This window comes from Ruegeria sp. 6PALISEP08 (assembly GCF_001238295.1).
Lineage (GTDB): Bacteria > Pseudomonadota > Alphaproteobacteria > Rhodobacterales > Rhodobacteraceae > Ruegeria.
Map to the genome: position 1 here is coordinate 141,448 of NZ_LGXZ01000010.1, position 23,565 is coordinate 165,012.

At 56.4% G+C, this 23,565-nt stretch carries 18 protein-coding genes; 12 read left to right on the forward strand and 6 right to left on the reverse strand.

What is annotated here, in order from left to right; translation table 11 throughout:
• Positions 1–92 precede the first annotated feature (92 nt).
• The 3 genes from ALB80_RS15610 to ALB80_RS15620 form a co-directional block, all read right to left on the reverse strand.
• Positions 93–857 (reverse strand): hypothetical protein, encoded by a 765-nt coding sequence (locus ALB80_RS15610; protein ID WP_157054226.1) that lies wholly within the window; start codon positions 855–857, stop codon positions 93–95.
• Positions 854–1,714: a hypothetical protein gene (locus ALB80_RS15615; protein ID WP_157054227.1), complete on the reverse strand. Its 861-nt coding sequence runs from the start codon at positions 1,712–1,714 to the stop codon at positions 854–856. The genes ALB80_RS15610 and ALB80_RS15615 overlap by 4 nt, the downstream gene beginning before the upstream one ends.
• A 342-nt stretch (positions 1,715–2,056) precedes the next feature.
• The gene (locus tag ALB80_RS15620; protein WP_050605014.1) at positions 2,057–3,268 is read right to left on the reverse strand and encodes a peptidoglycan-binding domain-containing protein; all 1,212 of its coding nucleotides are present in this window, start codon (positions 3,266–3,268) and stop codon (positions 2,057–2,059) included.
• Between the two features lie 450 nt (positions 3,269–3,718).
• Here ALB80_RS15620 and rplK point away from each other — a divergent pair, with 450 nt between their 5' ends.
• The 7 genes from rplK to rpoC all read left to right on the forward strand — a co-directional run bounded on the left by rplK (position 3,719) and on the right by rpoC (position 15,726).
• Complete coding sequence (gene rplK, locus ALB80_RS15630) at positions 3,719–4,168, forward strand: 50S ribosomal protein L11 (protein ID WP_050605016.1); 450 nt, start codon at positions 3,719–3,721, stop codon at positions 4,166–4,168.
• Position 4,169: 1 nt separating this feature from the next.
• Complete coding sequence (rplA, locus tag ALB80_RS15635) at positions 4,170–4,868, forward strand: 50S ribosomal protein L1 (RefSeq protein WP_050605017.1); 699 nt, start codon at positions 4,170–4,172, stop codon at positions 4,866–4,868.
• A gap of 128 nt (positions 4,869–4,996) precedes the next feature.
• Positions 4,997–5,755 (forward strand): nuclear transport factor 2 family protein, encoded by a 759-nt coding sequence (locus ALB80_RS15640; RefSeq protein WP_050605018.1) that lies wholly within the window; start codon positions 4,997–4,999, stop codon positions 5,753–5,755.
• Between the two features lie 323 nt (positions 5,756–6,078).
• Positions 6,079–6,597, forward strand: coding sequence for a 50S ribosomal protein L10 (rplJ, locus tag ALB80_RS15645; RefSeq protein WP_050605019.1), 519 nt, complete (start codon positions 6,079–6,081; stop codon positions 6,595–6,597).
• Between the two features lie 80 nt (positions 6,598–6,677).
• Entirely contained in the window at positions 6,678–7,052 is a 375-nt protein-coding gene (gene rplL, locus ALB80_RS15650) for a 50S ribosomal protein L7/L12 (protein ID WP_037314964.1), read from the forward strand.
• Positions 7,053–7,301: 249 nt separating this feature from the next.
• Complete coding sequence (gene rpoB / locus ALB80_RS15655; RefSeq protein ID WP_050605020.1) at positions 7,302–11,435, forward strand: DNA-directed RNA polymerase subunit beta; 4,134 nt, start codon at positions 7,302–7,304, stop codon at positions 11,433–11,435.
• 49 nt (positions 11,436–11,484) lie between these two features.
• Positions 11,485–15,726: a DNA-directed RNA polymerase subunit beta' gene (gene rpoC, locus ALB80_RS15660; RefSeq protein ID WP_050605021.1), complete on the forward strand. Its 4,242-nt coding sequence runs from the start codon at positions 11,485–11,487 to the stop codon at positions 15,724–15,726.
• A gap of 155 nt (positions 15,727–15,881) precedes the next feature.
• On the opposite strand, the gene ALB80_RS15665 is transcribed toward rpoC, so the two are convergent.
• Positions 15,882–16,787, reverse strand: a complete 906-nt coding sequence (locus ALB80_RS15665; RefSeq protein WP_050605022.1) for a LysR family transcriptional regulator — start codon at positions 16,785–16,787, stop codon at positions 15,882–15,884.
• Between the two features lie 78 nt (positions 16,788–16,865).
• On the opposite strand from ALB80_RS15665, the gene ALB80_RS15670 reads away from it, so the two are divergent.
• Together ALB80_RS15670 and ALB80_RS15675 are read left to right on the forward strand one after the other, a co-directional pair.
• Positions 16,866–17,531, forward strand: a complete 666-nt coding sequence (locus ALB80_RS15670; RefSeq protein WP_253276891.1) for a class I SAM-dependent methyltransferase — start codon at positions 16,866–16,868, stop codon at positions 17,529–17,531.
• A 120-nt stretch (positions 17,532–17,651) separates the two neighbouring features.
• The gene (locus ALB80_RS15675) at positions 17,652–18,521 is read left to right on the forward strand and encodes a DMT family transporter (RefSeq protein ID WP_050605023.1); all 870 of its coding nucleotides are present in this window, start codon (positions 17,652–17,654) and stop codon (positions 18,519–18,521) included.
• On the opposite strand, the gene ALB80_RS15680 is transcribed toward ALB80_RS15675, so the two are convergent.
• Positions 18,506–19,312, reverse strand: a complete 807-nt coding sequence (locus ALB80_RS15680; protein ID WP_050605024.1) for a putative rhamnosyl transferase — start codon at positions 19,310–19,312, stop codon at positions 18,506–18,508. The two genes, ALB80_RS15675 and ALB80_RS15680, sit on opposite strands and share 16 nt — an antisense overlap.
• Position 19,313: 1 nt before the next feature.
• Positions 19,314–20,123, reverse strand: coding sequence for a putative rhamnosyl transferase (locus ALB80_RS15685; protein ID WP_050605025.1), 810 nt, complete (start codon positions 20,121–20,123; stop codon positions 19,314–19,316).
• Positions 20,124–20,513: 390 nt separating this feature from the next.
• On the opposite strand from ALB80_RS15685, the gene rpsL reads away from it, so the two are divergent.
• The 3 genes from rpsL to fusA are packed head-to-tail and all read left to right on the forward strand — an operon-like array spanning position 20,514 to position 23,507.
• The gene (gene rpsL, locus ALB80_RS15690) at positions 20,514–20,885 is read left to right on the forward strand and encodes a 30S ribosomal protein S12 (RefSeq protein ID WP_005621086.1); all 372 of its coding nucleotides are present in this window, start codon (positions 20,514–20,516) and stop codon (positions 20,883–20,885) included.
• Between the two features lie 15 nt (positions 20,886–20,900).
• Positions 20,901–21,371: a 30S ribosomal protein S7 gene (gene rpsG / locus ALB80_RS15695; protein ID WP_008756926.1), complete on the forward strand. Its 471-nt coding sequence runs from the start codon at positions 20,901–20,903 to the stop codon at positions 21,369–21,371.
• 18 nt (positions 21,372–21,389) lie between these two features.
• Positions 21,390–23,507: an elongation factor G gene (fusA, locus tag ALB80_RS15700; RefSeq protein WP_050605026.1), complete on the forward strand. Its 2,118-nt coding sequence runs from the start codon at positions 21,390–21,392 to the stop codon at positions 23,505–23,507.
• The last annotated feature ends 58 nt before the right edge of the window (positions 23,508–23,565 follow it).

Genomic DNA, 23,565 nt, shown 5'->3' on the forward strand with positions numbered 1-23,565 from the left:
TTGCTTCGAGCATCGCGGCGTTTTTTTGTTTTGATGCCCCACTTTTTCAACCAGCACCAAGGAGCGGTCCAAACGGCAAGGCGTAGTCTTTGCTAGGGTCGGCCCGGAATAAGTTCTTGTTGTTGAAGAACTGTCAGAATGTCGAGGATTGTCGAAGGGCTGACATCAACGGATCCGTCCAGAAAAACGCCAAGACCGCCTTCTCCGATCTCACGCGGGCCGCCTTTTTCATACGCTGGATCAAGTGACGCAAGCTCTGCCGGGAGTTCCGGGCATAACGGGGTTTCGTTCAGTACAAGATCCACGGCAGCCAACATCAACTCCTTTACGGAGTCCAAAGTGTCGTCTTCCAGCAGTTGCTCTCGCTGTTCTTCGGGGGCCGTGAGTGTAAGATCAATGAGTTTGAAGTAGGCGCAGTTATCACGCAGTTCGACAGTTGCTTCGGTGGACATTTTGGCCAAGATAGCTCTTTTTTCTTCGCCGCGCTGAAAGTCGCGTTCGCTGGTGCGGCTGCATTCGAAGATCGTGACCGTTACATCACCATCCAGATCTATCGCATCGTCCTCGGCTTTGAAGCTCAAGTCGTCAAGTCGGACTTGCAGACCACAATTGTCGACGATCGCATTGTCAGCCAACCGCTCAGGCACAATTTTCTGAATTTCGCGCAGATCGAGAAGGGCACCAACCCCGATCCGAGTGGGCGCAGCAGCAGTGAGGTTCAGATCAAGCGTATATGGCAGTTCGGTATCGCGAACGGGTAGTGTTGCGTCGATGACAAAGTCCACCTCTTGCGCGTCGGGTGCTCGGGCGTCCAGAAAAGCTGCCATAAGGGCTGGTAGAATAAACCAAAGTCTCATTCAGCAAACTCCAACACGCCAAGTTCCTTTAACCCGGCAAGGACTTTAACTATCGTCTCGGCGCTTACATCGGCCGAACCGACAACAGCAGCGCCCATTCCTCCTGGTGCAATTTCGCGTGTTCCACCGGTCTCGTAAATCGGATCAAGCACAGAAAACTCTTCAGGCAGTGGCGGACAAACCGGATTGGCTGCCAAGAACTCACCACCCTTTTCAAGAACAGCTTCGTTGATACGGTTGGTCAGGCCGAAAAGGTTGGTAACAGCTCCGATGAACCCGCGCGGGCTAAGGTCGGCACTTTCGATGCTGAATGTTAGGCATTGGCCCTTAACTTCTGCCTTGGCGACTGCAATCGCATCCACCGTTGCCCCGAAATACTGAAAGCCAGGTTCTTCATTTCGCTTGCACCGCGTAAACCGGGCGCGGGCGGAACCTTCAACCTTTACGGTTTCACCGATTGCGGTGACATCTCGGATCTCGAGATAGATCTGGCGCTTACAGCTTTCTTCCAAGGGGCCAGTCAGTATCTGAGGCGCCTTTTCCTGCAATCCACGCAAATCCATGAATACCCGCAATCGCAGCCGGGTCGGGCTGGATTCCTCTAGGCCGCCGTAGACGGTGAAGGGCACGGGAATGTCGCGCAGGGGAACTTCCTTGGTCAGTTTGACTTGAAAGCGACCGGCATAGGTGGCGGGATCAATTCCTGCCGTGTTGAGTGAAGAAGCGTTTTTGGACGCTTCGGTTTGGGCAATTGTCTCGGACACCGCACCCTGATCTTGGGCTTTGCTGCCGCATCCGGGCAACATAGCAATAAGAACGCTGACCAGTAGCCCCTTGTTTAGTCGAGATGATGCCATCCCAGACCGCCCCTTCTGTAACCAAGTTGCCCTAAGATACCCACCGGTGCCTCTTAAGCAACGTATGTCTTTGAAAACTTTTTGTTTCACGTGCAAATACTGGCGATTTGGTCCGATCAGAGCCAAATACGGTTGCTCTAGAGTATTTCGCCAGTCTCTTTCCAACGTCTTCGGTCCGGTATCATCGCCGATGTTATCGCCTTCGAACAAAACTCATTGGTGGGAAGAGGCGTGGATCAAGCTGAGCTTTGCTGAATGCACCATGCTCAGAGTGACTATTGCAACGCCGCGAAGCTTTAGGCTTCGCGGCGTACTTTTAAAAATGGATTTCTATGTGTGAATCTACTGCGCCTGAACCATAGCCGCGCGCAGCAGTTGTGGGCGATCGGTCTGGGACGGCAAGAATACGGCTTGCGATCCGGCGTCGAGTGCCGAAAGGCTCGCATCATACCACTGCATCGCCAGATCACGACGCTCTTGTACGCCGAAGCCTTCGCGCAGGTGGTGACCAATCAGCTCTCCGTAGGCGGGTTCACCCATAGCGACCAGCATAAGCGCAGAACCAACAGCGGTATCCATGTTGTCCTGACGGTAGCCAATCGCAAGGCAGACTTTGCTTGTTGCTGCAAGATCCTCGGGGCTGAGTCCGGAATCCAGCGCAAGCTTGCGCATCTGGGTCTCCGCGTCGGATTTCGAGTTGAGAGACAAGGCGACAACTTGCGGTGCCAACATGTCGCCGTAAGAGTCGCACTGGGCCGCCACCTGATCCGGCGTCAACCCCTGAACATCCTGAAGCAGTTCCTCGCCGCGCGCCATTGCGTAGCTACGTGCAAGGCAGAACTGCTCGCTGAGTGCGAAGTCAGGGTCGGGCATGTTCGACAGAGTTGTATAGCCGCCATTGGTCGATGTTTGCAGCATGACACCACTGCAGCGATTGGCCAGCGATGGGCCTCCAGTTCCGCCGGAAAACAGGCTCGGCAGACTGGCAGATTGTGTTTCGGCAGTGGCCGCCTCTGGCTCGACCTCCTGAGGCGTAGCAACCGGTGTGGTCTGTGCGGGCGCCTGAGGTGCCGCAGCCACAGCAGATCCGCTATGGAGTTTTTGGCGGTACGCCATAAGTAGAGGCTGGCCCGAAAGTTGCATTGTGGCTTGTCCGCCGCTTGTCGCCCAGTAGTAGGCTTGCATCAGAAAGTCGTACTGATACGGCTGGAAGTCGTACCCGTTCACGGGATAACCCATTGTAGCTTGATAGCGCTCGATCGCTGATCGGGTGCCACGACCGACCTGGCCATCGACACGCCCGGCGTTATAGCCGAAATAGTTGAGCGCCGTTTGGGTTTGCGCCCCTTGTGTGGTCGACGGAATGCCCGGTCGGTACGTCCGGGTTGTTGTCCGTGTCTTTTTCTTCTGCTGGTCCTTTCCGATCGCGTAACCTACCACCCCGCCGACAACGGCTCCGCCGAGGAAATCACCGGCGTCTGCTTGGGCTGTCTGAGGCGTGGATGCGGCGAACGAGACTGCAATGACAAGTGTTGCTGCTAAACGAAAAATCATAATTAACCTCCACCAGAAATAACTATTTTCACAGAGTATAGCACAGCCATGGCGGGCGCGGGTGTCAAAGCTGTTAAATGGCTGAAGCTCGGGTTGTTTGCCAGCCAGCTTGCGTGTTTTGCGGCGGTGTTTTTCCATGTAATACAAGTTATTAACGCCTTATCGTATCGTGGGATGCTAAGCGTCCGGAGCCTTTCTGGAATGACGGAAAGGATCGCGTACGAAGTACCCCTCAATGCCAACGCCTTGCTTTGTACGCGTGGGGCCGATTCTATGATTCCGAATTGGGGTGCGGCCCACTTGCCAACCCCTCCGTTCCGCTATACATGCCGCACTATCGTCTTCGGGCGAGATTCTCTCGTGGGAGATTGCAGGGATCGCGATCCCTGATCGGACCACGCAACATAAACCGGGTGGAACGCGTTTCACCTACGTTGAAAGGAAAACCAAATGGCCAAGAAGCTTGCTGGTACAATGAAGCTGCAGGTTCCTGCAGGTCAGGCGAACCCGTCGCCGCCAGTTGGTCCGGCGCTGGGTCAGCGCGGCATCAACATCATGGAATTCTGCAAGGCGTTCAACGCCAAGACTGCAGACATGGAGCAAGGCGCGCCTTGCCCGACCGTGATCACCTATTATCAGGACAAGTCCTTCACCATGGACATCAAGACGCCGCCCGCGTCTTATTACCTGAAAAAAGCCGCTGGCCTGAAGCCGGTTGGCAAGCGGAACCGTCCCCGTGGCGCGGAAAATCCCGGTCGTGAGACCGTGGCCACCGTGACCAGCAAGCAGGTTCGCGAAATCGCCGAAGCCAAAATGAAAGATCTGAACGCCAACGACGTCGAAGGCGCAATGCAGATCATCGTGGGCTCGGCCCGCTCTATGGGCATCGAGGTGAAGTAAGATGGCAAAACTTGGTAAACGCACCCGCGCAGCGCGCGAAGCTGTCGCTGGCAAGGAAAACCTGTCGGTCGAAGAAGCAGTTGCCCTGGTCAAAGCCAATGCAACCTCGAAATTCGACGAGACCATCGAAATCGCACTGAACCTGGGCGTTGACACGCGCCACGCGGACCAGATGGTTCGTGGCGTTATCGGTCTGCCGAACGGCACCGGTAAAGCGATGCGCGTTGCTGTTTTCGCTCGTGGCCCCAAGGCGGACGAAGCGAAAGAAGCTGGCGCAGATATCATTGGTGCAGAGGACCTGATGGAAACCATTCAGGGCGGCACCATCGAATTTGATCGCTGCATTGCGACCCCGGACATGATGCCGATCGTCGGTCGTCTGGGCAAGGTTCTGGGCCCCCGCAATCTGATGCCGAACCCCAAGGTTGGCACCGTGACCATGGACGTGAAAGCGGCCGTGGAAGCAGCCAAAGGTGGTGAAGTTCAGTTCAAGGCGGAAAAAGGCGGTGTTGTACACGCCGGGGTTGGCAAAGCGTCGTTCGACGAAGCCAAGCTGGTCGAAAACGTCCGCGCCTTTGTCTCGGCTGTGGCCAAGGCGAAGCCGTCGGGCGCCAAAGGCACCTACATGAAGAAAATCGCGCTGAGCTCGACTATGGGCCCTGGCGTGACTCTGGACGTGGCGGAAGCATCGGGCGAATAAGTACCGGCGTTCAGCTTTGAAAAATTGATCCCGGGTGGTGCGAACTGCCCGGGATTTTCTTTTCTTGCGTTCGATGCAAAAGTGGTCCGGTATCCAATGCTGTGCTCATAAATAATCGGAATCAAGCCATGGAAACCAAGCGCGAACTCCTTCAAAGGTTCCTCAAGGGCTTGGAGACCGGTGACGCTATGGCGGCTGCTGTGGTCAATGAAAAGAAGTACATGCAGCACAATCCCCAAACCCACGAAGGTAGTGAAGGTATTGCAGACTTGTTCGCGCGCTTGTCCAAGACATCGCCCAAGGTGACGTTCAAGCGAGTGTTCGAAGACGGTGATTTTGCCTTTGCGCATATCGAATACGATTTCAGCAGTCTGCGTGCAGCGTTTGAGGTGTTTCGGTTCGAAGATGGTAAAGCTGTAGAGCATTGGGACAACATTCAACCTTTGCGCGGCCCTAACCTGTCTGGACGCGGAATGCAGGATGGCCACGCTGTAATAGCAGATTTGCAGAAGACGGAAGAAAATCGAGCGATTAGCAGTTTGTTTGTCAAAGATGTGCTGATCAAACGCCGGTTTGAAAGATTGGCGGACTTCGTCGCCGAGGACTTGAAACAGCACAATCCGGATATGGCCGACGGTATTTTAGCCCTTAAGGGCGTGTTGGAGGGCAAAAACGAAGGCGAACCGGTATTTGTTTACGCGCAATTGCACAGGGTTTTAGCTGAGGGCAACTTCGTTCTTTGTGTATGTGAAGGTCAGAGAAGTGGAGTACATTCCAGCTTTTACGATCTGTATCGTTGGGAAGCTGGTCGCATCGTCGAACATTGGAGCACAATCGAAGACGTTCCGCCACGCGAGGAATGGAAGAACGACAACGGAAAGTTTTGAAGCTGCGGTCGGAAACCAACTGTTGTTTGATCCGATCTGAAAGCAATTTACCTCTTGGAAACCCCGCCTAACTGCCCTAAGTAGGGCTACGAAATAAAGCGTGCGATTCGTCGTGCGCTTTATTTTGTTTCGTCCAAGACGGTGGGTGGTGCCATTCGGCCCCTTAATTCCCTGCCTGAGACGGGTAAGACCAAAGAATTTCGGGGGCTCTGGCCCTCGGGCGAATTTTGGCTCAACCCCGTAACAACGGACCTGAACGCTGGGGCGCAAGCCGCAGCAAATATGAGCCGGGGTGAGATATCGCCCCAAACTTGGAGAGAACTGTGGATAGAGCCCAGAAAGAGAAAGTGGTCGAGGAACTCGGCCAGATCTTCGAAAGCTCTGGCGTCGTGGTGGTTTCGCACTACGCCGGTCTGACAGTTGCCGAGATGCAGGACCTTCGCGCACGTGCTCGTGACGCGGGTGGCGCCGTGCGTGTTGCCAAGAACAGGCTCGCCAAAATCGCCCTCGACGGAAAGCCATGTGCAAGCATTGCTGACCTGCTGACGGGTATGACCGTTCTGACCTATTCCGAAGACCCCGTGGCAGCAGCCAAGGTGGCCGAGGACTTCGCCAAGGATAACAAGAATTTTGAGATTCTTGGTGGCGCAATGGGTGAGAACGCTCTGGACCGCAAAGGCGTCGAAACAGTTTCGAAAATGCCGTCTCGCGAGGAGCTTATTGCTCAGATCGTGGGCTGCATTGGCGCACCTGCTTCGAACATCGCCGGCGCGATTGGCGCACCTGCAAGCAACATCGCAAGCATCCTTTCCACCATCGAAGAGAAGGCGGAAGCTGCGTAAGCGGTTGGCACTGAATGATCTGCGTAGGGCAAATGCCCTGACGTTGGAACACACACTGTAAAACGGAAAGAGCTGATAAAATGGCTGATCTGAAAGCACTCGCAGAAAGCATCGTGGGTCTGACCCTGCTGGAAGCACAAGAACTGAAAACCATCCTCAAAGACGAATATGGCATCGAGCCCGCAGCTGGCGGCGCAGTTGTCATGGCAGCTGGCGGCGACGCCGGTGGCGCAGCTGAGGAAGAAAAAACCGAATTCGACGTCGTTCTGAAGAACGCCGGCGCTTCGAAAATCAACGTGATCAAAGAAGTTCGCGGCATCACCGGTCTGGGCCTGAAAGAAGCCAAGGAACTGGTCGAAGCTGGCGGCAAGATCAAAGAAGGCGTGTCGAAAGACGAAGCCGAAGAAGTCAAAGGCAAGCTGGAAGCAGCTGGCGCCGAAGTCGAGCTGGCCTAAGTCAGTCGACAGATACGTCGCTGACGTATCGTAATATTTGGCTGGATCCGGAGAAATTCGGGTCCAGCCGAACCTGTCTTAGAAAGGGCCTCAGCACGTGGGGCGTTTTCTAAGGCACGGTTTCGGATCGGGAGGCTGCCTTCGGGACGGTGGCCATGAATTGATCCGGACGTGTTATCTCGATTGTGCAAGATGCCGGGGCCCGACGGTGTCTTTGCCCGCTGAGAACATCGAAAGGTGACATCTGACATGGCTCAAACGTTCCTTGGCCAGAAACGTCTTCGTAAATATTACGGCAAAATCCGCGAAGTGCTGGAAATGCCGAACCTCATTGAGGTCCAGAAATCTTCTTATGATCTATTCCTGCGCTCCGGCGATGCAGAGCAGCCCGCTGACGGCGAAGGCATCAAGGGCGTGTTCCAGTCGGTTTTCCCGATCAAGGATTTCAACGAAACCTCTGTTCTGGAGTTCGTGAAATACGATTTGGAAAAACCCAAATACGACGTCGAAGAGTGTATGCAGCGCGACATGACCTACAGCGCGCCGCTGAAGGTCACCCTGCGTCTGATCGTGTTCGATGTCGATGAGGACACCGGCGCTAAATCGGTAAAAGACATCAAGGAACAGGATGTCTTCATGGGCGACATGCCTTTGATGACGCCGAACGGCACCTTTGTCGTGAACGGGACCGAGCGTGTGATCGTATCCCAGATGCACCGCTCGCCCGGTGTGTTCTTTGACCACGACAAGGGCAAGACCCATTCCTCGGGCAAGCTGCTGTTTGCCTGCCGCATCATCCCGTATCGCGGCAGCTGGCTGGACTTTGAGTTCGACGCCAAAGACATCGTGTTCGCCCGGATCGACCGTCGCCGCAAGCTGCCTGTGACCACCCTGCTTTATGCGCTGGGTCTGGATCAGGAAGCGATCATGGACGCGTATTATAACACCGTGTCTTACAAGCTGGACAAGAAGAAGGGCTGGATCACTCCGTTCTTCCCCGAGCGTGTGCGCGGCACTCGTCCGACCTATGATCTGATTGACGCGAAGTCTGGCGAAGTGATTGCCGAAGCAGGCAAGAAAGTCACCCCGCGCGCGGTCAAAAAGCTGATCGACGAAGGCAACGTCACCGACCTGCTGGTACCGTTTGAAAACATCGTCGGCAAGTTTGTCGCCAAGGACATCATCAACGAAGAAAACGGCGCGATCTATGTCGAAGCCGGTGATGAGCTGACCCTGGAATACGACAAAGGCGGCGACCTGATTGGTGGTACCGTCAAAGACCTGATCGACGCAGGCATCAAAGACATTCCGGTTCTGGACATCGACAACATCAATGTCGGCCCCTACATGCGCAACACCATGGCTCAGGACAAGAACCTGAACCGTGAAAGCGCGCTGATGGACATCTACCGCGTCATGCGCCCGGGCGAGCCGCCCACCGTCGAAGCCGCGTCGGCTCTTTTCGACACCCTGTTCTTCGACAGCGAGCGTTACGACCTGTCCGCCGTTGGCCGCGTGAAGATGAACATGCGTCTGGCTCTGGATGCGCCGGATACCCTGCGCACCCTGCGCCGCGAAGACATCGTCGCCTGCATCAAGGCGCTGGTGGAACTGCGTGACGGCAAAGGAGACATCGATGATATCGACCACCTCGGCAACCGCCGTGTACGTTCGGTCGGTGAACTGATGGAAAACCAGTACCGCGTCGGTCTGCTGCGCATGGAGCGCGCGATCAAAGAGCGTATGTCGTCGGTCGAGATCGACACCGTCATGCCTCAGGACCTGATCAACGCGAAACCGGCCGCTGCTGCTGTTCGTGAGTTCTTTGGCTCGTCGCAGCTGTCGCAGTTCATGGACCAGACCAACCCGCTGTCGGAAGTCACGCACAAACGCCGTCTTTCGGCGCTTGGCCCCGGTGGTCTGACACGTGAGCGTGCGGGCTTTGAGGTTCGCGACGTGCACCCGACCCACTATGGTCGGATGTGCCCGATTGAAACGCCGGAAGGTCCGAACATCGGTCTGATCAACTCGCTGGCCACCTTTGCCCGCGTGAACAAGTATGGCTTCATCGAAACACCTTACCGCGTCGTCAAAGACGCCGAGGTGACCGATGAGGTTCATTACATGTCCGCGACCGAGGAAATGCGCCACACCGTGGCACAGGCGAACGCGACTCTGGATGCGGATGGCAAGTTCATCAACGATCTGGTGTCGACACGTCAGTCGGGTGACTATACGCTTGCTCCGCGCGAGAATGTGGACCTGATCGACGTAAGCCCAAAGCAGCTGGTCTCGGTTGCCGCATCGCTGATCCCGTTCCTTGAAAATGACGACGCTAACCGTGCTCTTATGGGCTCGAACATGCAACGTCAGGCGGTTCCGCTGCTGCGGGCCGAGGCACCGCTGGTCGGTACCGGGATCGAGGAAAAGGTTGCGATCGACTCGGGTGCTGCGATTCAGGCGAAACGCGCCGGTATCATCGACCAGGTCGATGCACAGCGTATCGTTATTCGCGCCACCGAAGATCTGGAACTGGGCGACGCGGGCGTTGACATCTATCGTCTGCGCAAGTTCCAGCGTTCGAACCAGAACACCTGCATCAACCAGCGTCCGCTGATCAAGGTGGGTGACACCGTCCAGAAGGGCGAAGTCATTGCTGATGGTCCGTCGACGGATATGGGTGAACTGGCTCTGGGTAAGAACGTGGTCGTCGCGTTCATGCCGTGGAACGGTTACAACTACGAAGATTCGATCCTGATCTCGGAACGTATCGCGCGTGACGACGTCTTTACCTCGGTTCATATCGAGGAATTCGAAGTCGCCGCCCGTGACACCAAACTGGGCCCGGAAGAGATCACCCGCGACATCCCGAACGTCGGTGAAGAAGCGCTGCGCAACCTCGACGAGGCCGGCATCGTTTACATCGGTGCGGATGTTGAGCCGGGCGATATTCTGGTCGGCAAGATCACTCCGAAGGGCGAAAGCCCGATGACCCCGGAAGAAAAGCTGCTGCGCGCCATCTTTGGTGAAAAAGCATCTGACGTGCGCGACACCTCGCTGCGCGTGAAGCCGGGCGATTACGGTACGGTCGTTGAGGTTCGCGTCTTCAACCGTCACGGCGTCGAAAAAGACGAACGTGCGCTGCAGATCGAGCGTGAGGAAGTCGAGCGTCTGGCCCGTGACCGGGACGACGAGCTGGCGATCCTGGACCGCAACATCTATGCGCGTCTGCAAGGCCTGATCCTGGGTAAAACTGCGGTCAAAGGCCCGAAAGGCGTCAAGGCTGGGTCAGTGATCACCGAGGACCTGCTGGAAACCCTGACCCGTGGTCAGTGGTGGCAGCTGGCGCTGGAAGGTGAGCAGGACGCACAGATCGTCGAAGCCCTGAACGAGCAGTACGAAGTACAAAAGCGTGCTCTGGACGCCCGTTTCGAAGACAAGGTCGAAAAGGTCCGCCGTGGCGACGACCTGCCGCCGGGTGTGATGAAGATGGTCAAAGTCTTCATCGCCGTGAAGCGCAAGCTGCAGCCCGGTGACAAGATGGCCGGTCGTCACGGGAACAAAGGTGTGATTTCCAAGGTTGTTCCGATGGAAGACATGCCGTTCCTTGCCGATGGTACTCCGGTTGACTTCTGTCTGAACCCGCTGGGTGTGCCTTCGCGTATGAACGTTGGTCAGATCCTTGAAACCCACATGGGTTGGGCCGCACGCGGTCTGGGTCTGAACATCGAAGACGCATTGGGTGAATACCGCCGTTCCGGCGACCTGACCCCGGTGCGCGAAGCGATGAAGTTGGCTTATGGTGAAAATGTCTACGAAGAAGGCATCACCGGTCTGGACGAGGATCACCTGATCGAGGCTGCGGGCAACGTGACCCGTGGTGTTCCGATCGCGACCCCGGTCTTCGACGGTGCCAAAGAGGCTGACGTCAACGACGCGCTGGTGCGTGCAGGCTTCTCGGAAAGCGGTCAGTCGATCCTGTTCGACGGTCGTACCGGTGAGCAATTCGCGCGTCCGGTGACCGTGGGCATCAAATACCTGCTGAAACTGCACCACCTTGTGGACGACAAAATCCACGCGCGTTCGACCGGGCCGTACAGCCTGGTTACCCAGCAGCCGCTGGGTGGTAAGGCGCAGTTCGGTGGTCAGCGCTTTGGTGAGATGGAAGTCTGGGCTCTGGAAGCTTACGGCGCCGCCTACACCCTGCAGGAGATGCTCACCGTGAAATCGGATGACGTCGCCGGCCGGACCAAGGTCTATGAGTCGATCGTCAAGGGCGAGGATAACTTTGAAGCGGGCGTGCCGGAATCGTTCAACGTTCTGGTGAAAGAAGTCCGTGGCCTCGGCCTGAATATGGAACTCCTGGATGCGGAGGAAGAGTAGGGGCGGCAACGCCCCACACTCATCCCATCCCAATTTGTAAGGACGCAAAATGAACCAGGAAATCACCAACAACCCGTTCAACCCGCTGACGCCGCCGAAAGTCTTTGACGAGATCAAAGTCTCCTTGGCGTCGCCCGAGCGGATTCTGTCTTGGTCCTATGGCGAGATCAAGAAACCCGAAACCATCAACTACCGGACGTTCAAGCCTGAACGTGACGGTCTGTTCTGCGCGCGTATCTTTGGCCCGATCAAAGATTACGAATGTCTGTGCGGCAAATATAAGCGGATGAAGTATCGCGGCGTTGTCTGCGAAAAATGCGGTGTGGAAGTCACCCTGCAGAAAGTCCGCCGCGAGCGTATGGGCCACATCGAACTGGCCGCGCCTGTCGCGCATATCTGGTTCCTGAAATCGCTGCCGTCCCGCATCGGTCTGATGCTGGACATGACGCTGCGCGATCTGGAACGTGTTCTGTACTTTGAAAACTATGTTGTCATCGAGCCCGGTCTGACTGACCTGACCTACGGCCAGATGCTGACCGAAGAAGAGTACATGGACGCGCAGGATGCCTATGGCATGGACGCGTTCACAGCGAATATCGGTGCCGAAGCCATCCGCGAGATGCTGGCGCAGATCGATCTGGAAGCAGAAGCCGAGCAGCTGCGCGCTGATCTGGCCGAAGCAACCGGCGAACTGAAGCCCAAGAAGATCATCAAGCGCCTGAAGGTTGTTGAATCCTTCCTCGAGTCGGGCAACCGGCCTGAGTGGATGGTAATGACCGTGATTCCGGTCATTCCGCCGGAGCTGCGTCCGTTGGTTCCGCTGGATGGTGGTCGTTTCGCGACTTCGGATCTGAACGATCTGTATCGCCGCGTCATCAACCGGAACAACCGTCTGAAGCGCCTGATCGAGCTGCGCGCGCCTGACATCATCGTCCGCAACGAAAAGCGGATGCTGCAGGAATCTGTTGATGCGCTGTTCGACAACGGCCGTCGTGGCCGCGTGATCACAGGCGCCAACAAGCGTCCGCTGAAATCGCTGTCGGACATGCTGAAAGGCAAGCAGGGCCGCTTCCGTCAGAACCTTCTGGGTAAGCGCGTTGACTTCTCGGGTCGTTCGGTCATCGTGACCGGTCCGGAGCTTAAGCTGCACCAGTGTGGTCTGCCCAAGAAGATGGCTCTGGAACTGTTCAAGCCCTTCATCTACTCGCGCCTTGAAGCCAAGGGTCTGTCTTCGACCGTGAAACAGGCGAAGAAACTGGTCGAGAAAGAGCGTCCCGAAGTGTGGGATATCCTCGACGAGGTGATCCGCGAACACCCTGTCATGCTGAACCGTGCGCCGACGCTGCACCGTCTTGGCATTCAGGCGTTTGAGCCGGTTCTGATCGAAGGTAAAGCCATCCAGCTGCACCCGCTGGTCTGTTCGGCCTTTAACGCCGACTTCGACGGGGACCAGATGGCCGTTCACGTTCCGCTGAGCCTTGAGGCACAGCTGGAAGCGCGTGTTCTGATGATGTCGACCAACAACGTTCTGTCGCCTGCAAACGGCGCGCCGATCATCGTTCCGTCGCAGGATATGATCCTGGGTCTGTACTATGTGACCCTGGAACGCGAAGGCATGCCGGGCGAAGGCAAGGTCTTTGGGTCGATCGACGAAGTTCAGCACGCGCTGGATTCAGGTGAAGTGCATCTGCACACCAAGATCACCGCGCGGATCACCCAGATCGACGACGAAGGTAACGAAGTTCAGAAGCGCTATGAAACCACTCCGGGCCGTCTGCGTCTGGGTGCTCTGCTGCCGATGAACAACAAGGCACCGTTCGAGCTGGTCAACCGCCTTCTGCGGAAGAAAGAAGTGCAGCAGGTGATCGACACGGTCTACCGCTACTGCGGTCAGAAAGAGTCGGTTATCTTCTGTGACCAGATCATGTCGATGGGCTTCAAAGAAGCGTTCAAGGCGGGCATCTCGTTTGGTAAGGACGACATGGTCATTCCAGGCGACAAGTGGGGCATCGTTGATGACACCCGTAGTCAGGTGAAAGACTTTGAACAACAGTACATGGACGGCCTGATCACTCAGGGCGAAAAGTACAACAAGGTTGTCGATGCCTGGTCGAAGTGTAACGACCGCGTGACTGAGGCGATGATGAGCACGATCTCATCCTCGGATCGGGCAGCGGACGGGTCCGAACAGGAACCGAACTCGGTCTACATGATGGCCCACTCGGGTGCGCGTGGCTCGGTCACTCAGATGAAGCAGCTGGGCGGTATGCGCGGCCTAATGGCCAAGCCGAACGGTGACATCATCGAGACGCCGATCATCTCGAACTTTAAAGAAGGTCTGACCGTTCTCGAGTACTTCAACTCGACCCACGGTGCCCGTAAGGGTCTGTCGGATACCGCTCTGAAGACGGCGAACTCGGGTTACCTGACCCGTCGTCTGGTGGACGTGGCGCAGGACTGCATCGTTCGTGAAATCGATTGTGGCACCGAGCGCGCGATCACTGCCGAAGCAGCCGTGAACGACGGTGAGGTTGTTGCCTCGCTGGCGGAACGAGTGCTGGGCCGTGTCTCGGCGGACGATGTTCTGCGTCCGGGCACCGATGAGGTGATCGTAGCAGCGGGTCAGCTGATCGACGAACGTATGGCCGACATCATTGATGAAGCCGGTGTTGCCTCAATGCGCATCCGTTCGCCTCTGACCTGTGAGTCCGAGGAAGGGGTCTGTGCAACTTGCTACGGTCGTGACCTTGCACGTGGTACCATGGTGAACACCGGTGAAGCTGTCGGCATCATCGCCGCCCAGTCCATCGGTGAACCCGGTACGCAGCTGACAATGCGGACCTTCCACATCGGTGGGGTTGCCCAAGGTGGTCAGCAGTCGTTCCAGGAAGCCAGCCAGGAAGGCATCGTTTCCTTCGAGAACCCACAGATCCTGGCCAATGCCGCAGGCGAAAACCTGGTCATGGGCCGGAACATGAAGCTGGTGATCAAAGACGAGCATGGTGAAGAGCGTGCCAGCCACAAGCTGGGCTACGGCTCCAAGCTGTTCGTCAAGGATGGTGCCAAGGTTGCTCGCGGTGACAAGCTGTACGAATGGGACCCCTACACTCTGCCGATCATCGCCGAGAAAGCCGGTACCGCGAAGTATGTCGACCTGGTTTCGGGCATTGCTGTCCGCGATGAGACCGACGACGCAACCGGCATGACCCAGAAGATTGTGATCGACTGGCGCGCGGCCCCCAAAGGCAGCGACCTCAAGCCCGAGATCATTCTGGTCGGTGAAGATGGCGAGCCGGTCCGCAACGATGCGGGCAACCCGGTTCACTATCCGATGTCTGTGGATGCGATCCTGTCGATCGAAGACGGTCAGGAGATCCAGGCCGGTGAAGTTGTCGCGCGTATCCCGCGTGAAGGCGCCAAGACAAAGGACATCACCGGTGGTCTGCCGCGTGTGGCCGAACTGTTCGAAGCCCGCCGTCCGAAAGATCACGCGATCATCGCAGAAGCCGATGGTTACGTGCGCTTTGGCCGCGACTACAAGAACAAGCGCCGCATCAGCATCGAACCGGCTGACGAGTCCATGGAGACCATCGAGTACATGGTACCCAAGGGCAAGCACATCCCGGTCGCCGAAGGGGACTTCATCCAGAAGGGTGAATACCTGATGGACGGTAACCCGGCTCCGCATGACATCCTGTCCATCATGGGCGTCGAAGCGCTGGCGGATTACATGATCGACGAGGTTCAGGATGTGTATCGTCTGCAAGGCGTGAAGATCAACGACAAGCACATCGAAGTTATCGTGCGCCAGATGCTGCAGAAGTGGGAGATCTTGGATTCAGGCGACACCACCCTGCTGAAAGGCGAGCATGTCGACAAGCAGGAGTTCGACGCAGCCAACGAAAAGACGTTGGCCCGCGGCGGTCGTCCAGCACAGGGCGAGCCGATCCTTCTGGGGATCACCAAGGCCTCGCTGCAGACGCGTTCGTTCATCTCGGCGGCGTCGTTCCAGGAAACCACTCGCGTGCTGACCGAAGCTTCGGTTCAGGGCAAGAAAGACAAGCTGGTTGGCCTGAAAGAGAACGTCATCGTCGGTCGTCTGATCCCCGCCGGTACCGGTGGCGCAACTCAGGCTGTCCGCCACATCGCGCAGTCGCGTGACAACGTAGTCATCGAAGCCCGCCGGGAAGAGGCCGAAGCGGCCGCTGCTCTGGCTGCGCCGACCTTTGACGACGACATGGTCGGTGATGAGCTGGACGTTCTGGTGGAAACACCGGAAAGCCGCGAATAAGTCTGAGCCCAGTGAATAAAAGAAGGCCCTGCAAAACTGCGGGGCCTTTTTTTTGTGGGCGAGCGTTGAAGGGGGCGGCCAATACCGTACCAGCTAAATCCGGGGTCGCAAGGCAGGTTTATTCACTGTTCAGACATCCAGCGTGCGATGTTTCTCTAACTCCTAGAGGTGGCCTGTGTCTTGAGCTGGTCCGCAAGCTGATCAAACACCAACCTGATCCTGCGCGCCGTGTGTAGCTCTGAGTGGGTGGCGAGCCAAATTGGGAACTTAAAGGGCTCGCGTTCGGGTAACACCCGCTCGATGTCAGGTGTCAGTGCGGCCACCTCATCCGACATGATACCGACGCCGAAACCTTGGCGCACCAACTCCCATGAGACTATCCCGCTTTGTGAGCCGATCCGGAAATTCTTGCGGGTGACATCAATTCCTGCCGGATTGAGATAGCCGATCATCGTGTCAACATCGCCAAATCCGACGAAGTCCAACTTTACAAGTTCGCCCTCATTTTTGGGTCGTCCGACCTGATCAAGGTATGACGGAGCGGCATAAAAACGCGCTGTCGCTTCCGCTACAAGCTTCGCGATCAGATCCGGCTGCGTTGGGCGTATGTGCCGGATGGCGATATCGGCTTCACGCCGATGAATATCGCGCACTTCATTTGAAGCGACAATGTCGATCTCAAGTCGTGGTGCCGCAAGTCTAATCTGCTTTAGCATATGCGGAAGCTGATAGGTGGACATCACGTCCGACGCCGTGATCCTGACTTGCCCCTCGACAGCTTGTGACTGGCTTGTGGCGGTAAGCGAAATCCTGTTTGCAACATCTGCCATTTCCCTGACATGCAACAAGAGCTCCGCGCCCGAGGTGGTTAGGTTAAGCGACTTTCCGACTCTTTCAAACAAGGTGATTCCAAGTGCCAGCTCAAGGGCTGCAACCTGACGGCCGACGGTGGGCTGGGTTTGCTCAAGAACACGCGCCGCTGCGGAAAAAGAGCCTTCTTCTGCTGTCGCGAGAAAAGACCGCACTTGATTCCAGTCGAAATTGATGGCTTTCCAATTCATGCATAAATGCATAACGCTTCTTCATCCTGAAGTAATTCCAAAAGTTTGTGTTTGAATTTACTAAGGGCAACAACTGGCTTGAAAGAAAGTAATGAAATGGCTGCTTTGTCTAAGGATGCTGCGTTCTGGAGCAAAATTTCGCGCAAGTATGCGGCTGATCCAATCCGGAACATGGAAGGGTATCTGAACACGCTCGAACGAACGAAGTCGTACCTGAAAGCCCAAGACAGCATACTGGAGATTGGTTGTGGGACAGGTTCAACCGCGCTGCTGCTTGCACAGCATGTAGCTCATGTCACTGCCTCCGATCTTGCTCCGGGGATGATCGAGATCGCCGAAGAAAAACGCGACGAAGAAGGATTGCAGAATGTGACGTTCAAAGTGGCGGAAGTTCTCGAGCACGATCTTGGCGAAGGTTCATACGACGCTGTCCTGGCGCACAACCTACTTCACCTCTTGCCTGACCTGGACCGAGCACTTGAACAGATTTCTTCGCTCTTACAACCCGGTGGGATTTTCATTTCCAAGACTGTCTGCGCTCCGCAGAAAAAAGGCTTCAAATACGTTGTAATCAGCCGGATCGCGATCCCGATCATGCAGGCGCTTGGGAAAGCCCCGTTTGTGAATTTCGTTTCCGGAGCTGAACTCGAGCAAAGAGTTGCGCGTTCGGGCTTCAAAACCTTAGAGATAGTAGATCAAGCCGGGTTGCTACCGAGCCGGTATATTGTTGCGCAAAAAGTCTGATCCCGTTCAGAACCCTAATTCCGTTGGGATGAACCTTGGATAACAGCTTCAAGCGATATTGACATCCCACTCAAGACCTCGGCCAATGCGTGGAATTCCCTTGCGCGGAGCCTAACCAATATGACGCCGAATACGAAAGGTGCTTTGCTGATGATGGGCAGCATGGCGGCGTTTACCGTGAACGATGCGTTGGTGAAGGTTGCGCTTCAGGACCTGCCGCTGTTTCAGTTGGTGGCCATCAGGGGCGCGCTGGCCGTGGTTCTGGTGTACCTATTGGCGCGGTCTTTGGGCGCGCTGCACCTGAATTTCTCTCGCCATGACAAGTGGTTGGTCGCATTGCGCAGCTTGTGCGAACTGGCCACCACATTCTTTTTCCTGACAGCTCTCAAGAATATGCCGCTTGCCAATGTGACGGCCATCCTTCAGGCCCTGCCACTGACTGTGACACTCGGTGCTGCGTTGGTTTTTTCGGAAAAGGTGGGCTGGCGTCGTGCCACGGCAATTGGATTAGGGTTCATCGGGATGACGCTGATCGTAAGGCCCGGGCCGGACGGTTTTAGCCTCTATTCCATCTATGCGTTGATTGCGGTGATGTCGATCACGGCACGGGATCTAGTCACCCGTCGCATGTCCGCCAATGTGCCGTCGATGGTGGTGACATTGGCCACATCGTGTTCAATCGCCGTAGCAGCAGCAATCGCGTCGGTGTTTGAAGGATGGGTCCCGGTCTCGGTCGAGGCCGGATCTCTGGTCGTTGCGGCGGCTGTCTTTGTCTTGATGGGGTATTTTTTCAGCGTTTCGGTCATGCGGCAGGGCGATGTCGGATTTAGCGCTCCTTTTCGGTATTCAAGCTTGATCTGGGCGCTGGGGTTGGGTTGGGTCTTGTTTGACGAATGGCCTGACTCTCTGACGATGCTGGGCGCGGCGCTGATCGTTGGGGCAGGGCTTTTCACCCTGTTTCGAGAGCGCGCCCGTCAGAGTGCTGAATGAACCTGCCTGACATGGCTCACGTTTATGGCAAAGCGCGCCAGAAATTCATCCTCTTGCTGCGGTGAAAGCGGACTTAGATTGACGTCGAGGTTTCTGGTGCGAGGCGAGTCGTTGAACCGGTTCAGGCCGCGCACCCACATCGGATCTTCGGGTCGGGTGATAACGGGCATGGCCCGGTTGATCCGGTTGTGTGTGAAGTTCATGATCGATTTTCGGATGCCGCCTTGAATGAACATTCCAAGCCCGGCCGTCATCAATGGGCGGTGTACACGGATGGCCGCAATTCCTTTGGCATCCGCGCGGGCCAGATACCCACAGTTGAAATCGATCGCGACTATGGTTCGCTTCTGAAATAGCCCGGTGCAATCACCAACGGTTCCACGCAACCGTTCGACAAAATCCACTGCCACCGCGTCATCATCGTCAAGACGAAATTGCAAGCAGGGGTGATCGAGGCTGAGGCGCGCCGCATTCAGAACCTCCTGCATGACCTTTCTGTGCCGACCCGGAGGTTTGATGGCAATGCGCACCTGCTTCAGGTCAGCAGTCAGATCGTGCAGGCGCTCGAAGGCGGGTTTGGGCAGGCATTCACCGACAACGATCAGCAGGCGGAAGTCTTCGTCGGTTTGCTGCCTTAGACCGGGCAGAGCGATGGATTCAAACAGTCGGAACCGTTCTTCCAGCCGGTCAGGTTGATACAGAAACTGCCGTCGTTCTTCGACGGAGGCGTGCGCGGTTTGAAACCCCCCAATGGCGGGGTAGGAAAAGCGGCAAAGACCAAGGACTTGCATCTTAACAATCCCTGACACGCGTTCTTTTCATTGTGTCCGGGTCGATAGAGAACCGCGTACGCAAATCCTCTGTCTGTTCCGGAGTAAGCGGCAACAGCTCACACGTATCCTTGCGCGCGTGGTCAGAATCGTTGAACGCGTGCAGCATTCGCAGCCACATCGGCACGTCAGGGTAGCTGACCACCGGCATGAACCGCGCCAGCCTGTTGTGCAATCGGTCAAATATCGTCCGTTTACTTCCGCCTTGAACAAACATGCCCAAGCCGACCCCCAGCAGCGACCGATAGACCTGCGCCACTTGTATCCTATGTTTGTCACATCTGGCGACGTAGCCGTTATTGTAATCTATCGCGATGGACTCGCTCTGCCGCACCAACCCTGCATTCTCGCACAGGGCAGAGCGCAGGCTTTCTATGAAGTCGACGGAAACCGCGTCATCGTCGTCATGCCGAAACTGAATGCAGGGTTCATCCGGGTTGGTGCGGGCGGTGTTCAGAACCTCTCTCATCACCCGTTTATGATCCGCGGGGTCTCTTTCGATGATACGGATCTGTTTGATCTGGGCGGTCAGGTCCCGTAATCGATCCGAAAAGGCTGTAGGCAGGCACGTTCCCGTTAACAACAACAACTCAAACGCTTCATCTGTTTGGGCACGAAAGCCAGGCAGGGTGATGGTTTCAAACAGGCGAAAGCGTTCCGCCATCCTGTCGGCGGCATATAGAAACCGCCTTTGATCTTCGATTGTATCCTGGTTCAGCCGAAAGCCGCCAATCGCGGGATAAGAAAAGCGGCACAGGCCAATCACTTGCATCTGTTGTCCATCGGCTGATATCCAGCACGACTATGCCCCCGCCATGAATTAGTCGCAACGGGGGCATGGCGTCTTTTTGGGGCAATCCATTATGCCCCGAACCATGCCGCCCCGAAACCGCTGGCTTAGTGCTGTTGACACTTGGGCCGACTCCCCCTATTACGCGCGTCATCTCGGTGCCGGGGGCCGCCCCGTAGCCGATTCCAGTAATGAACTGGTCAAGGCCCGGACAATTTTACAGTTCGCGCCCTCTGAGAACCAACCGCGACGTTCACCTCGGAATGGGAACGCTCGTGGGTTTTGCGCTTGTGGACGCATAAGTGCAGCGAATTTAGCCGCACGCTACGCGCGTGCATGTCATGTGTGTTGCAAAACGGGGAAAGAACCGGAATGCCAACTATTCAACAGCTGATCCGCAAACCGCGGCAGCCTAAAGTAAAACGCTCGAAGTCCATGCACCTGGAGCAGTGCCCGCAGAAGCGCGGCGTCTGCACCCGCGTGTATACCACCACTCCGAAAAAGCCGAACTCGGCTATGCGTAAGGTTGCCAAAGTGCGCCTGACCAACGGGTTCGAGGTCATCTCGTACATCCCAGGTGAAAGCCACAACCTGCAGGAACACTCGGTTGTTCTGATCCGTGGCGGTCGTGTAAAAGACCTTCCCGGTGTGCGTTATCACATCCTTCGCGGTGTTCTGGATACTCAGGGCGTCAAAGATCGTAAACAACGTCGTTCGAAATACGGCGCGAAGCGTCCCAAGTAAGAAGGAGAGGCTGATATGTCACGTCGTCACGCCGCCGAAAAACGCGAAGTCCTGCCTGACGCCAAATTTGGCGACAAGGTACTGACCAAATTCATGAACAACCTGATGATCGACGGTAAGAAGTCGGTTGCAGAGCGCATCGTCTACAACGCCTTTGACCGTGTTGAAGGCAAGATCAAGCGCGCACCTGTCGAAGTGTTCCACGAAGCGCTCGACAACATCAAACCGTCGGTCGAGGTTCGCTCGCGCCGGGTTGGTGGTGCAACCTATCAGGTCCCGGTCGAAGTGCGCCCCGAGCGCCGCGAAGCACTGGCCATCCGCTGGCTGATCACTGCTGCGCGTGGCCGTAATGAAAACACCATGGAAGAGCGCCTTGCGGGCGAGCTGCTGGACGCCGTACAGTCCCGTGGTACCGCCGTTAAAAAGCGCGAAGACACCCACAAGATGGCCGAGGCGAACAAAGCCTTCAGCCACTACCGTTGGTAATTCCAGAGGCTTATCAAAATGGCACGCGAATATACACTCAACCATTACCGTAACTTCGGTATCATGGCGCATATCGATGCAGGTAAAACCACCTGCTCGGAGCGTATCCTGTATTACACCGGCAAATCCCACAACATTGGTGAGGTGCACGATGGTGCAGCCACCATGGACTGGATGGAGCAGGAGCAGGAACGCGGCATCACCATCACCTCGGCTGCGACCACCACGTTCTGGGAACGCACCGAAGACGGTGAAACCGCTGACTCGCCCAAGCACCGCCTGAACATCATCGACACCCCCGGCCACGTTGACTTCACCATCGAAGTTGAACGCTCGCTGGCGGTTCTCGACGGTGCCGTTTGCGTTCTGGACGCAAACGCCGGTGTTGAGCCCCAGACCGAAACCGTGTGGCGTCAGGCTGACCGCTACAAGGTTCCGCGTATGGTGTTCGTCAACAAGATGGACAAGATCGGCGCGGACTTCTTCAACTGCGTTGCAATGATCGAAGATCGTACCGGCGCACGTGCTGTCCCGGTTGGTATCCCGATCGGCGCAGAAACCGAGCTGGAAGGCCTGATCGATCTGGTCACCATGGAAGAATGGCTGTGGCAGGGTGAAGACCTTGGTGCAAGCTGGGTCAAAGCACCGATCCGTGACAGCCTGAAAGACATGGCTGACGAATGGCGCGGTAAAATGGTCGAAGCGGCCGTCGAAATGGACGACGACGCAATGATGGAATACCTGGAAGGCAATGAGCCCGACGTTCCGACCCTGCGCGCCCTGCTGCGCAAAGGTACTCTGGAAATCGCGTTTGTTCCGGTTCTGGGCGGTTCCGCGTTCAAGAACAAAGGCGTTCAGCCGCTGCTCAACGCTGTGATCGACTATCTGCCCAGCCCGCTGGACGTTGTTGATTACATGGGCTTCAAACCCGGTGACGAAGAAGAAACCCGTAACATCGCCCGCCGCGCGGATGATGATATGGCGTTCTCGGGTCTGGCGTTCAAAATCATGAACGACCCCTTTGTTGGCTCGCTGACCTTTACCCGCATCTACTCGGGTACTCTGGCCAAAGGCGACACGCTTCTGAACTCGACCAAGGGTAAGAAAGAGCGTATCGGCCGGATGATGATGATGCACTCGAATGATCGTGAGGAAATCACCGAAGCGTTCGCAGGCGACATCATTGCGCTGGCAGGTCTGAAAGACACCACCACGGGCGACACCCTGTGTTCGACCGTTGATCCGGTGGTTCTGGAAACCATGACCTTCCCTGATCCAGTGATCGAGATTGCGGTTGAGCCGAAAACCAAGGCTGACCAGGAGAAAATGAGCCAGGGTCTGGGCCGTTTGGCCGCCGAAGACCCGTCCTTCCGTGTGGAAACTGATCTGGAATCGGGTCAGACCATCATGAAGGGCATGGGCGAACTTCACCTGGACATCCTGATTGACCGTCTCAAGCGTGAATTCAAGGTTGAAGCGAACATTGGTGCGCCGCAGGTGGCCTATCGCGAAACCATCGGTCACGAAGCCGAGATCGTTTACACCCACAAGAAACAGTCGGGTGGTTCGGGTCAGTTCGCCGAGGTGAAGATGATCATCTCGCCGACAGAGCCGGGCGAAGGTTATTCGTTCGAATCTCGCGTTGTTGGTGGTTCGGTGCCCAAGGAATATATCCCGGGTGTCGAAAAAGGTATCAGATCCGTTATGGATAGCGGTCCGCTGGCTGGCTTCCCTGTGATCGACTTCAAAGTTGCCCTGATCGAAGGTAAATACCACGACGTGGACTCCTCGGTTCTGGCCTTTGAAATCGCGGCTCGTATGGGTATGCGCGAAGGCATGCGCAAAGCTGGTGCGAAACTGCTTGAACCGATCATGAAGGTCGAAGTGATTACCCCGGAAGAGTATACCGGAGGTATCATTGGTGACCTGACATCACGTCGGGGACAGGTTTCCGGTCAGGAAAACCGCGGTAACGCCATCGCGATCGACGCGTTCGTTCCGCTGGCCAACATGTTCGGCTACATCAACACCCTGCGTTCGATGTCGTCGGGCCGTGCCCAGTTCACCATGCAGTTCGACCACTACGATCCGGTTCCGCAGAACATCTCGGACGAGATCCAGGCGAAATACGCATAAGCGAAATCGGGGAAGGGGCGTTCGACCTCTTCCCTTTCTCAATGACAGGAGGCCATCA